10 protein-coding genes are annotated in these 11,546 nt (G+C 64.9%); 5 read left to right on the forward strand and 5 right to left on the reverse strand.

Annotated features, from left to right (window positions below; translation table 11 throughout):
• Positions 1–6: 6 nt before the first annotated feature.
• The gene (recQ, locus tag BN1132_RS09690; RefSeq protein WP_042077127.1) at positions 7–1,830 is read left to right on the forward strand and encodes an ATP-dependent DNA helicase RecQ; all 1,824 of its coding nucleotides are present in this window, start codon (positions 7–9) and stop codon (positions 1,828–1,830) included.
• A 51-nt stretch (positions 1,831–1,881) separates the two neighbouring features.
• On the opposite strand, the gene BN1132_RS09695 is transcribed toward recQ, so the two are convergent.
• On the reverse strand, positions 1,882–2,181 hold the full coding sequence (locus tag BN1132_RS09695; protein ID WP_042077129.1) for a c-type cytochrome: 300 nt from the start codon (positions 2,179–2,181) through the stop codon (positions 1,882–1,884).
• Between the two features lie 103 nt (positions 2,182–2,284).
• On the opposite strand from BN1132_RS09695, the gene BN1132_RS09700 reads away from it, so the two are divergent.
• The 3 genes from BN1132_RS09700 (at position 2,285) to BN1132_RS09710 (ending at position 4,861) form a co-directional block, all read left to right on the forward strand.
• Entirely contained in the window at positions 2,285–3,712 is a 1,428-nt protein-coding gene (locus BN1132_RS09700; RefSeq protein ID WP_042077131.1) for a protein adenylyltransferase SelO, read from the forward strand.
• Positions 3,713–3,729: 17 nt separating this feature from the next.
• A complete protein-coding gene (locus BN1132_RS09705; protein ID WP_042077132.1) occupies positions 3,730–4,017 on the forward strand; it encodes a DUF3630 family protein in 288 nt (95 codons plus the stop codon).
• A 169-nt stretch (positions 4,018–4,186) separates the two neighbouring features.
• Complete coding sequence (locus tag BN1132_RS09710; RefSeq protein WP_042077133.1) at positions 4,187–4,861, forward strand: 7-cyano-7-deazaguanine/7-aminomethyl-7-deazaguanine transporter; 675 nt, start codon at positions 4,187–4,189, stop codon at positions 4,859–4,861.
• A gap of 282 nt (positions 4,862–5,143) precedes the next feature.
• Here BN1132_RS09710 and rraA read toward each other — a convergent pair whose 3' ends face one another.
• Positions 5,144–5,629: a ribonuclease E activity regulator RraA gene (gene rraA, locus BN1132_RS09715; RefSeq protein ID WP_042077135.1), complete on the reverse strand. Its 486-nt coding sequence runs from the start codon at positions 5,627–5,629 to the stop codon at positions 5,144–5,146.
• Positions 5,630–5,774: 145 nt separating this feature from the next.
• Between rraA and BN1132_RS09720 the strand changes: the two genes are divergently transcribed.
• Positions 5,775–7,628 (forward strand): methyl-accepting chemotaxis protein, encoded by a 1,854-nt coding sequence (locus tag BN1132_RS09720; RefSeq protein WP_042077136.1) that lies wholly within the window; start codon positions 5,775–5,777, stop codon positions 7,626–7,628.
• A 58-nt stretch (positions 7,629–7,686) separates the two neighbouring features.
• On the opposite strand, the gene mgtE is transcribed toward BN1132_RS09720, so the two are convergent.
• The 3 genes from mgtE to nirC form a co-directional block, all read right to left on the reverse strand.
• Entirely contained in the window at positions 7,687–9,111 is a 1,425-nt protein-coding gene (gene mgtE, locus BN1132_RS09725) for a magnesium transporter (protein WP_042077138.1), read from the reverse strand.
• A gap of 132 nt (positions 9,112–9,243) precedes the next feature.
• Positions 9,244–10,650: a siroheme synthase CysG gene (gene cysG / locus BN1132_RS09730; RefSeq protein ID WP_042077140.1), complete on the reverse strand. Its 1,407-nt coding sequence runs from the start codon at positions 10,648–10,650 to the stop codon at positions 9,244–9,246.
• A 12-nt stretch (positions 10,651–10,662) separates the two neighbouring features.
• Positions 10,663–11,475 (reverse strand): nitrite transporter NirC, encoded by an 813-nt coding sequence (gene nirC / locus BN1132_RS09735; protein WP_042077142.1) that lies wholly within the window; start codon positions 11,473–11,475, stop codon positions 10,663–10,665.
• Positions 11,476–11,546 lie beyond the last annotated feature (71 nt).

Raw genomic sequence — 11,546 nt, forward strand, 5'->3', positions numbered from 1 at the left:
GAGCCCATGACCGCGATTGCCGATACCTTGCCCGATACCCCCCTTGCCCTGCTGCAGGCGGTGTTTGGCTATCAGCAATTCAGGCCGGGCCAGCTCGAGATCATCGAGCAGATAGTGGCGGGGCGCGATGCCCTGGTACTCAAGCCCACCGGTGGCGGCAAGTCCCTCTGCTACCAGATCCCGGCGCTGCTGCGCCCCGGCCTGGGGGTGGTCGTCTCGCCGCTTATCTCGCTGATGAAGGATCAGGTGGACAGTCTGCGCGCCAACGGGGTGGCAGCGGTCTACATCAACTCGGCCCTGAGCCGGGAGGAGATGATCCAGGCCTTCGCCGCCATGCGCCGCGGCGAGATAAAGATCGTCTACGTCTCCCCCGAGCGGCTGCTGCAACACGAATTCATGGATCGGCTGGCGGAGCTGCCGCTCGGCCTGTTCGCCATCGACGAGGCGCACTGCGTCTCCCAGTGGGGCCACGATTTTCGGCCGGAATACGCGGCGCTGGGGCGGCTCAAGCAGTGGTTCCCCCAGGTACCCGTGGTGGCGCTCACCGCCACCGCCGACGAGGCGACCCGCAGCGATATGCTGCACCGGTTGGAACTGAGCGATCCCTTTATCCACACCGCCAGCTTCGACCGGCCCAATATCCGCTACAGCCTGGTGGAGAAGTTCAAGGCGGCGGAACAGCTGCTGCGCTATGTGCAGAGCCAGAAGGGCAACTGCGGCATCGTCTACTGCTCCAGCCGCAACCGGGTGGAGGAGGTGGCCGAGCGGCTCTCCCGCCACGGCTGCAAGGCGGCCCCCTATCACGCCGGCCTGCCGCTGGAGCTGCGCCAGCAGACCCAGGAGGCCTTCCTCAAGGACGACATCGAGATCGTGGTGGCGACGGTGGCGTTCGGCATGGGCATCGACAAGCCGAATGTGCGCTTCGTGGTGCACTACGACATCCCCAAGAACATCGAGTCCTACTATCAGGAGACCGGCCGCGCCGGTCGTGACGGCACCCCGGCCGAGGCGCTGCTGCTCTACGATCCCGCCGACATCGGCCGGGTGCGCCGCCTGCTCGACAACATCGAGAACCCCCAGCAGCTGCAGGTGGAGCAGTACAAGCTCAACGTGATGGCGGCCTTCGCCGAGGCACAGACCTGCCGTCGCCAGGTGCTGCTCAACTACTTCGGCGAGTACAACGACAAGCCGTGCGGCAACTGCGACATCTGCCTCGATCCGCCCCAGAGCTATGACGGTACCGAAGATGCCCAGAAGGCGCTCTCCTGCGTCTGGCGGGTGGGGCAGGCCTTCGGGGTGGGCTACGTGGTCGAGGTGCTGCGCGGCTCGCTCAATCAGCGCATCAAGGATCACGGCCACGACAAGCTCTCCACCTATGGCATCGGCAAGGATCAGAGCCACGAGTACTGGATGAGCGTCATCCGCCAGCTGATCCACAAGGGGCTCTTGACCCAGAACATCACCCGCAACCTGGTGCTGCAGCTCACCGAGGCGGCCCGCCCGGTGCTGCGCGGCGAGGTGAAGCTGGATCTGGCGGTACCGCGTCTGCAGCCCATCTCCAGCCGCAAGGAGAAGCGTAACGGCCTGCTCGACAGCGCCAACTACGACAAGCGGCTGTTCAAGGAGCTGCGCGCCCTGCGCAAGCAGATCGCCGAGGAGGAGGAGGTGCCGCCCTACGTGGTGTTCAACGACGCGACCCTGGTGGAGATGGCGCAGCTGATGCCGATGACCGAGGACGAGATGCTGGCGGTCAACGGCGTGGGTCACCGCAAGCTGGAGCGCTTCGGGGAGGCCTTTATGGACCTTATCATCGACTACTGCCGGCGGTAGGGTCGATTAGCGCAGCGTAATCGACCGCATCGGGGATAGGGCGTCGCCAGGCTACTTCAGGCTGGCGTAGTAGGCGGCCAGGTTCTCCATGTCCGCCTCGGTGAGCGCCGCCATGAAGGGCGCCATCAGGGGCTCCTTGCGGCTGCCATCCTTGAAGGCCTTCAGCTGTTTCACCAGATAGGCGGCATTCTGGCCAGCCAGGTGGGGATAGACGGGCACGCTCGCCTTGCCATCCACGCCGTGGCAGGCGGCACAGACCGCCGCCTTGGCCTTGCCCGCGTCGACATCGGCCGCCTGGGCCGGCCCCCACAACAACAGCAACAGGGGCAGGGCGCCCAACCACCTTTGCATCTTCTTCTCCTTGAAATGAAATAGCGCATCGTCCGTTAGCCAGTGCTGGCCGACGGCGGTATAAAGAGTGACACGAGCATACGCAGGGACGAACCGCACCACCATGAAGCTGATCAACACTTTTGCCACCGAACTGCCCTGGGCCTGTGAGCCCGTCGCACCCCAGCCACTGCATGCCCCCGGCCTGCTGCACCTCAACCGTGCGCTGCTCGGCGAGCTGGGGCTGGGGGCGGTGAGCGAGGCCGACTGGCTGGCCTGCTGTGGCCATGGGCTGCCCTTGCCCGGCATGCAGCCGGTGGCCCAGGTCTATGCGGGCCACCAGTTCGGCGGCTACAGCCCGCGTCTTGGCGATGGCCGTGCCCTGCTGCTGGGAGAGCAGCAGGCGCCGGATGGCAGCCGCTGGGACCTGCACCTGAAAGGGGCGGGCAAGACCCCCTTCTCCCGTTTCGGCGATGGCCGCGCCGTGCTGCGCTCCAGCATTCGCGAGTATCTGGCCTCCGAGGCGCTGCATGCCCTCGGTATTCCCACCACCCGGGCACTGGTGCTGGTGGGCAGCCAGGAGCCGGTCTACCGCGAGCAGGTGGAGACGGGCGCGACCGTGCTGCGTACCGCCCCGAGTCATCTGCGCTTCGGCCACGTCGAGTATTTCGCCTGGAGCGGGCAGGGGGAGCGGATCCCGGCCCTCATCGACTATCTGCTGCGCCACCATTTCCCCGAGCTGGCCGATGGTGCCGAGCTGTTTGCCGAAGTGGTGCGCCGCACCGCGCGGCTCATCGCCAAGTGGCAGGCGGCGGGCTTCTGCCACGGAGTGATGAACACAGACAACATGTCCCTGCTCGGCCTGACCCTGGATTACGGCCCCTACGGCTTCATCGACGCCTATGTGCCGGACTTCGTCTGCAACCACTCGGATCCGGGCGGTCGCTATGCGCTGGATCAGCAGCCGGCGGTGGGGTACTGGAACCTGCAGAAGCTGGCCCAGGCGCTGGCCGGTCATGTGGATGGCGACGCCCTGGCGGCGGCCCTGGCCCAGTATGAACACCAGCTGATGCTGCACTACTCCGAGCTGATGCGCGAAAAACTGGGACTGGCGAGCTGGGAAGACGAGGATCCTGCCCTGTTCCGCGAGCTGTTCCGGCTGCTTGCGGTGCACGGGGTGGATTACCACCTCTTCCTGCGAAGGCTCGGGGAGCTGACCGTACAGGGGACCTGGCCCACCGCTCTGCTGGCGCTGTTGCCGGATCCGGCCGCCTGGCAGGAATGGCTCGAAACCTATCGGGCGCGCCTGGCCAGGGAAGGGAGCGAGGATGGGGCGCGCAAGGCGCGCATGGATGCCGTCAACCCCAAGTATGTGCTGCGCAACGCCCTGGCCCAGCGGGTGATAGAGGCTGCCGAGGGAGGTGAGATGGCGCCGTTCGAGCAGCTGTTTGCGGCCCTGCAGCAGCCCTATGCAGAGCAGCCCGAATACGAGGATCTCGCTACTCCGCAACCGGCATGGTATTGCGGCGGCGAGCTCTCTTGCAGCAGTTGAGGACCCGGATGAAAGGGATGAACTGGCAAGTGGTGGGCATTGATGAGGGCGCTGGCGTGCTGATGCTGGATTGCCCGGGCCTTGACTGGGACAACTTTCCGGCCCTGGCCGAGGGGCTGCTGCGGGAGTGGGAGCTGGCGGCGATCGAGCGGGAGTGGGGCGCCGATCGCCACGGCTGGCTGCTGGAGTTCGAAGGCAGCCGGCTGCGGCTGGAGTATGAGCATCACAGCGGCTGCTGGCTGACGGCTGTGCACCCCGCCGATGGCGAGGTCGTGCTCTGGCTGGGCCGACGGCATAAAGGGTGAGCCGTGGCTGGAGGAGCCCATGACGTCGTCCTTTGGCGACTGCCGTGGCGAGCCAGCGTGACAGCATAAAGATTGAACTATCGGTATTGGGGCGTATAATCGCGCCCCTCGATTATCGCCATGGTGGCGATATGGGTTCCCTAACCCCATTAACCAAAAAGGTCACAATATGAACCTGACTCCGGCTCAGTACCAGACGGCACTGATGCGTCTCTCGTTGTTCCACATCCTGATCATCGCCGGCAGTAACTACCTGGTGCAGCTGCCGATCACCATCTTCGGCTTCCACACCACCTGGGGTGCCTTCAGCTTCCCGTTCATCTTCCTGGCCACCGATCTGACGGTGCGGATCTTCGGCGCCGGCCTGGCCCGCAAGATCATCCAGACCGTGATGCTGCCGGCGCTGGCCATCTCCTATGCCCTGTCGGTGCTGTTCTTCGAGGGCAGTTTCCAGGGGGTGGGCAACCTGGCGGAGTTCAACCTCTTCGTGGCGCGCATCGCCCTGGCCAGCTTTATGGCCTATCTGGTGGGCCAGTTCATGGATGTGGTGGTGTTCAACCGCCTGCGCCTGCTGAAAGCCTGGTGGGTGGCACCGGCGGCCTCCACCCTGTTCGGCAATCTGGTGGACACCATCGCCTTCTTCAGCATCGCTTTCTGGCGCAGCACGGATCCCTTCATGGCCGAGCACTGGGTCGAGATAGCGACCGTGGACTACGTGTTCAAGCTGCTGATAAGCCTGGGGTTGTTTGTGCCGCTCTACGGCGTGCTGCTGCGCTACCTCAGCCGCAAGCTGGTGGGGGAGGCAGGGCTGGACGGCCTGCAAACCGCGGCCCGTCAAGCCTGATGGAGGATGACCACCCTGGGGTGGTCATTTTTTTCGCATTTCTTGCAAATAAGGCTTGCACAGTTAAATGAGAATGATTATTGTTACCTTGTTTTCCGGGAAAGACTTCATTTGTTCCAACGTGATGGACTTCTTGTGAACGCACGACATTGCTCACATTGCTTCCAGTTAAGGGGCCAGTAGTTTACTGGCCCTCTTTTTTTGTTCTTTTTCAGATCCTTGCAGACTGAGCCCAGTCATAAAAAATGGGAGCCAGGGCTCCCATCTTCAGTCTGTGTCCGCTTACTCGATGTCGAGGGCATCGGGGGAGAGGATGACCCCTGTGGTATCGGCGTAGAGGTGATCGTCTGGCAGGAAGGTAACGCCGCCGAAGTTGACCGGCAGGTCGGTCTCTCCGATATCCTTGCTGTCGGCACCCACCGGAATGGCAGCCAGCGCCTGAATGCCGATATCCAAGTCTTCCAGAATGTCGACCTCGCGCACGCAGCCGTAGCAGACGATCCCTTCCCACTCGTTCTCCGCCGCCGTGGTGGCGATCTCGCTGTCGATCAGGGCGCGGCGCATGGAGCCGCCGCCGTCGATCAGCAGCACGCGACCGGCGCCGTTCTCCTTGACCAGCTCACGGATCAGGCCGTTTGATTCGAAGCATTTGACCGTGGTGATGACGCCGCCGAAAGAGGCGCGGCCGCCGAAGGAGCAGAGCATGGGTTCGAGCACATCCACCATGTCCTGATAGATGTCGCACAGTTCTGAAGTGTTGTATTCCATTGTGTCAGATCCACCGCTGGAAACAGGTGGATCCAGTATAAGGAGTGGGGTTGGCATTTCAATGAATATTCCTTGAACGGACATATGGATAACGTATTCTGCCCGCGATCGATGCAGTCCACCCCCAGATCCCCAGAGGTTTATCGTGCTGATCCGCCACAAGTTGATATTGAATACCGCCCTGGTTGCCACGGCCATGCTGACCCTGAGCGGGCTCTTCTTCTACGCCAGCCAGGAGAGTCGGCACATGATGGAGGCACAGCGCAGCGTCGATGCACTCGAGCGCGCCATGTTGCAACTGAGGGGGGCCGAACAGGACTTCTTGCTGCACAAGGATCCGGCCGACGTCGACCGGTTCAACGCCGTGCTGGCGGACGTGCACTCCCTGGAGCAGACCCTGGAGGCGGACGACCGCCTGGGCAACGCCCGGGCCGGGTTGACGGGCCTGGATCGCCAGTTCGGTGCCTATGGCAAGGCCTTCAACGAGCTGGTGGCCCAGCAGCAGAAGATCGGGCTGGGGCCGGAGGATGGCCTCTATGGCCGGTTGAGGGCGGCGGTGCACAAGGTGGAGGAGGCCCTCAAGGCGCAGGATCAGCAGACTCTGCTCATCACCATGCTGCAGCTGAGGCGCGCGGAGAAGGACTTCATGCTGCGCTCGGACATCCAGTACCTCGAGCGTTTCCAGACCCTGCATGCCGCCCTCCAGCAGGGGCTCGGCGGCCTGCCACAGGCGCAGCGCAACGAGCTGGAGCAGGCCAGCGAGCAGTACCGGCAGGATTTCGTCGCCCTGGTACAGGGCATGCAGGTGCTGGGGCTGAAGGAGACGTCCGGACTGCGCGGCCAGATGCACACCCTGGTGCAGCAGGCCGAGCAGGCCCTCAAGGGCGCCAGCCAGCAGGTCGCCGACGAGCTGGCCCGCCAGACCACGGGCTTCAACCGGCTGATGCTGGCCTGTGGCACCTTGATCATCCTGGCCATCGGTTTTATGAGCGTGCTGCTGGGCCGCAGCATCGACAGGCCCATCGCGCGGGTCAATGACACCGTCAACCGCATCCGCCGGGACAACGACCTGCGCCTGCGCATCGCCCTGAAGGGGGATGACGAGATGGCGCAGCTGGCGGGCAATCTCGATGTGATGCTGGATGGCTTCCGCCATCTGATAGGGGACGTGAAACAGAGCGTGAACACCCTGACCGGGGCGGCGGATCACCTCTCTGACAATGTGCGCCGCACCAGCGAGGGGGCCCAGCGCCAGCTGCTGGAGACGGATCAGGTGGCGACCGCCTCCACCGAGATGGGTTCCACCATAGAGGAGATAGCCCGCAACACCGAACAGGCCGCCAGCGATGCCGCGGCCACCAACCACAAGGCCAGCGAGGGGCGTGGCGCGGTCGAGCAGACCGTCAACCAGATCCACGCTCTGGCGATCCAGCTGGAGCAGGCGTCCGGCGAGGTGGCCCGGTTGCAGCAGGAGAGCGAGACCATAGGCTCGGTGCTGGGGGTGATCCGCGGCATCGCCGAGCAGACGAACCTGCTGGCCCTCAATGCGGCCATCGAGGCGGCGCGGGCGGGGGAGCAGGGTCGCGGTTTCGCCGTGGTGGCGGACGAGGTACGCAGCCTCGCCATCCGCACCCAGCAGTCGACCCAGGAGATCGCCGTCATCATCCACTCCCTGCAGCAGCAGACCGACAGCATAGTGGCCAGGATGGCGCTCTGCCGGGAGCAGGGCGATCAGAGTGCGCAGCAGGCGAGGGTGGCCGGCGGGCTGCTCGGCCAGATAACGGAAGATGTCACCCGGATCATGGACATGAGCACCCAGATCGCCGCCGCCATCGAGCAGCAGAGCCTGGTGGCCAACGAGGTGAACCGCAACGTCAGCAGTATCCGCGACATCGCCCAGGCGTCGAGCCAAATGGCGGAAGACAACGCCAACTCCAGCCAGGGCTTGAGCGAGCAGGCCAGGCTGCTGAATCGGGCGGTGGAGCTGTACCGGGTGTGACTGACCTTCTGATGGAAAAAGGGAGCCACAGCGGCTCCCTTTTTATCGCAGACCGGATTCAGAGCAGGAACAGGGTGGCCAGGCCGAGGAAGATGAAGAAGCCGCCGGTGTCCGTGATGGCGGTGATCATCACGCTGGCCCCCACCGCAGGGTCGCGCCCCAGCCGGCTCATGGTCATGGGGATGATGACCCCCATCAGGGCCGCCACCAGCAGGTTGAGCATCATGGCGAGGGTCATCACGGCGCCGAGCGCCGCATCCTGATAGAGGAAGTAGGTGGCGACCCCCATGGTGCCGCCCCACACCAGGCCGTTGATCAGGGCCACCCCCAGCTCGCGCCACAGCAGGAAGGAGACGTTGCCGGTCTGGATGTGCTGCAGCGCCAGGGCCCGCACTATCATGGTGATGGTCTGGTTGCCTGTGTTGCCGCCGATGCCGGCAACGATGGGCATCAGGGCCGCCAGCGCCACCAGCTGGGAGATGGTGTGCTCGAACAGGCCTATGACCCGGGAGGCCACGAAGGCGGTGCAGAGGTTGATGGCGAGCCAGGCCCAGCGGGTTTTGACCGCCTTGGATACGGGCGCGAACACGTCTTCTTCCTCGCTGATCCCCCCCATGCGGCGCAGGTCGGTGTCGCTCTCCTCATAGACCAGGTCCACCACCTCGGCGACGGTGAGCCGGCCCATCAGCTTGCCCTTGGCATCCACCACGGCGGCGGAGACGAGATCGTCCCGCTCGAAGGTACGGGCCGCCGCCTCGTCGTTGTCTTCCGGATCGAAGGTGACGGGGTTCTTCTCCATCACGTCCCCCACTCGAGTCTCCGGCTTGTGCAGCAGCACGGCGGTGAGGGGCAGCTCCCCCTGCAGCCGGTTGCGCCTGTCGATGACGAACAGCTTGTCGGTGTTGGCGGGGATCTTGCCGCGCAGGCGCAGGTAGCGCTGCACCGTGGCCAGGCTCACCTCGGCCCGCACCGTGATGAGCTCGAAGTCCATCATGGCGCCGACCGTGTGTTTGCCGTAGCGGATCACCTCCCGCACCCGGTCGCGCTGATCGGGGGCCATGGAGGTGAGCAGCCGCCCCATCAGGTTGCGCGGCAGGTACTGGCCCAGATAGATCTGATCGTCGATATCCAGGGTGCGCAGGGCGTGCAGCAGCTCCTTGTCGCTCATGCCGCTGATGAGGCTGTCCCATACCGTCTCCGATGCCTCCACCAGGATCTGGCCGTGCTTGTCTGCATCCACCTGCTGCCACAGCACCTGGCGCTCGTCCGGCGGCAGGGATTCCAGCGCATCAGCGATATCGGCGGCCGGCAGGCTGTTGACCAGCCGGGTGAGCTCGCCAGCCTGATCCCGCAGCTCGGCATCCTGCACCCCTTGCGGGTCGAGCAGGCTGTCGGTGAGGGCATCGTCGGCCAGCAGCAGGGTGAGAATGCGCGATCTGTCTTGTTCACGCTGTTTGGCGCTGTTCTTGGCGGGGAGAGACATGAAGCAGAATTCCTGAATGCGATGGTCCGGCTGACACACCCCATAGGATACCAGACTCAAAACAAGAGGTTATGACAGTAAATGCAGAAAAAGAAACGCCACCCGAGGGTGGCGTTGGAATGGATGCAGCGATCAGGCCGAGGCGAGGGCAGCGTCTGTGGCGCCTCCTTGCCCGAACCAGGCGAGGGAGTCAGCCAGGGTCACCACGGATCCCACCATGATAAGGGCTGGGCTCTCCACTCCGATCGCCAGTTCGGGCAACTGATCCAGGGTGCCGCGAATGACCCGCTGGCTTGGCTGGGTGCCGCGCTCAATCAGCGCCACCGGGGTGTCGCCCCCCTTGCCGTGGGCCAGCAGCTGATCGCGGATTACCCCGCAGGATGAAAGCCCCATATAGAAGACCAGCGTTTGCCGATCTTTGGCCAGCAGCGGCCAGTCGAGATCCCGGGCCCCACCCTTGCCGTGGGCGGTGACGAAGCGCACGCTCTGGGCGTGATCCCGGTGGGTCAGCGGAATGCCGGCGTAGGCCGCACAGCCGCTGGCCGCGGTGATCCCCGGCACCACCTGAAAACCGATGCCGCTGCCGACCAGCGTCTCCAGCTCCTCGCCGCCACGGCCGAAGATGAAGGGGTCACCCCCCTTCAACCGCACCACCCGTTGCCCCTTCTGCGCCTCCTCCAGCAGGAGCTGGTTGATCCCCTCCTGCGGCACGCAGTGGTTGCCCGCCTGCTTGCCGACGAAGATGCGCCTGGCATCCCGGCGCACCAGCGCCATCACCTCGTCAGAGACCAGCCGGTCATAGACCACCACGTCGGCCTGCTGCATCTGGCGCAGGGCGTGCAGGGTGAGCAGACCCGGATCGCCGGGGCCGGCTCCCACCAGCACCACCTCGCCAGCGGTCTGGCTCTCGTCGGCAAACAGGCTGTCGGCCAGCTGATTGGCAGAGGCGCTATCGCCCCGGGCCAGCGCCTGCCCGAGCCGGTCCGCCCCGAGCAGCCGCTCCCAGAAACGGCGCCGCTCGCCCATGCTGGCGAAGCGAGCCTTGACCCGCTCCCGCAGGCTGCCGGCGAAGGCCACCACGACGCCCAGATGCTGGGGCAGCAGGGCTTCCAGTTTTTCCCGCAGCAAGCGGGCCAGCACCGGGGCCTTGCCGCCGGAGGAGATGGCCACCATCAGCGGCGAGCGGTCGATGATCGACGGCATGATGAAGCTAGAGCGTTTCGGGTCATCCACCACGTTGGCAAAGATCCGCGCCTGATTGGCGCTCTGGTAGACCAGGGCGTTCACCTCGCGCCGATCGGTGGCGGCCACCACCAACCACTTGCCCGCCAGTTGCGCCGGCGCGAATTCACCGGCCAGCCACTCGATGCTGCCGTTGGCAGCCAGTTCCGCCAGCTCGGGGTCGAGCTCGGGGGCGACCACGGTGAGCTGGGCACCGGTATCCAGCAGCAGGCGCGCCTTGCGCTCCGCTACCTCGCCGCCACCGACCAGCAGCACGGGTTTGTTGTCGAGTCGGCAAAAGATGGGCAAGTAGTCCATGGGGCCTCCGGATCAGGCGGTTTGGGTCTGGCTGGCAGTGGTGGTGGCGTCGCTCACCGCGACCGGGCGCTCAGCCTTGGGGGTGGCATACCAGTAGCCGAGGCCCATGAAGAGGGCGCCGGAGACGGTGTTGCCCAGGGTCACCCACAGCAGGTTGTGGCCGATGCCACCCAGGGTGTAGGCCTCGGAATGGGCACCAAACCAGGAGAGGGCGAACAGGGTCATGTTGGCGACCGAGTGCTCGTAGCCGGAGGCGATAAAGGCCAGCAGGCACCACCAGATGGCGATGAACTTGGCGGCACCCTCGGTGCGCAGCGCCATCCAGATGGCGAGGCAGACCAGCCAGTTGCACAGCACACCTTTCATGAACAGGGTCAGCGCCGGTGCCTGGGTCTTGGCCAGCGCGACCTTGTGCGCCAGGCTGCCCGCGTCCGGCAGCAGGCTGCCGCCGTAGGAGTAGATCAGCGCCACCGCGATGGAGCCGAGCAGGTTGCCGGCCCAGGTCTGCGGCAGGATGCGCAGCAGATCGGCCATGGTGATCTTGCCGGTCTTCACCCCGAAGGTGAGGAACATGGTGTGGCCGGTGAACAGCTCGGAGCCGGCGATGATGACCAGGGTCAGGGCGATGCCGAAGGTGGCCCCCATCACCAGCGGACGGATGCTCGGATCCACCAGGTTACCCAGGGTGAAGATGAGGATGATGCCAAGGCCCACATAGGCCCCCGCCATGGCGGAGCTGAGCCAGAAGCCGAGCTTGTCGCTGCGCTCGAAGCGATTGATGCGGGCCGCGTTGGCGGCGCACTTGTTGATGGTGTCGGTATACATCTTTGTTTCCTTCAAGAGGGCCGCCCGCGGGCAGCCCTGACAATGTGTGACCCCCCTCCCAGCCTCCCCCT

The organism is Aeromonas sanarellii, assembly GCF_000820085.1.
Lineage (GTDB): Bacteria > Pseudomonadota > Gammaproteobacteria > Enterobacterales > Aeromonadaceae > Aeromonas > Aeromonas sanarellii.

Bases quoted from the DNA above. Each gene is read 5' to 3' on its own strand.
- recQ (WP_042077127.1), top strand. From the start codon at position 7: ATGACCGCGATTGCCGATACCTTGCCCGATACCCCCCTTGCCCTGCTG.
- BN1132_RS09695 (WP_042077129.1), bottom strand. From the start codon at position 2,181: ATGCAAAGGTGGTTGGGCGCCCTGCCCCTGTTGCTGTTGTTGTGGGGG.
- BN1132_RS09700 (WP_042077131.1), top strand. From the start codon at position 2,285: ATGAAGCTGATCAACACTTTTGCCACCGAACTGCCCTGGGCCTGTGAG.
- BN1132_RS09705 (WP_042077132.1), top strand. From the start codon at position 3,730: ATGAACTGGCAAGTGGTGGGCATTGATGAGGGCGCTGGCGTGCTGATG.
- BN1132_RS09710 (WP_042077133.1), top strand. From the start codon at position 4,187: ATGAACCTGACTCCGGCTCAGTACCAGACGGCACTGATGCGTCTCTCG.
- rraA (WP_042077135.1), bottom strand. From the start codon at position 5,629: ATGGAATACAACACTTCAGAACTGTGCGACATCTATCAGGACATGGTG.
- mgtE (WP_042077138.1), bottom strand. From the start codon at position 9,111: ATGTCTCTCCCCGCCAAGAACAGCGCCAAACAGCGTGAACAAGACAGA.
- cysG (WP_042077140.1), bottom strand. From the start codon at position 10,650: ATGGACTACTTGCCCATCTTTTGCCGACTCGACAACAAACCCGTGCTG.
- nirC (WP_042077142.1), bottom strand. From the start codon at position 11,475: ATGTATACCGACACCATCAACAAGTGCGCCGCCAACGCGGCCCGCATC.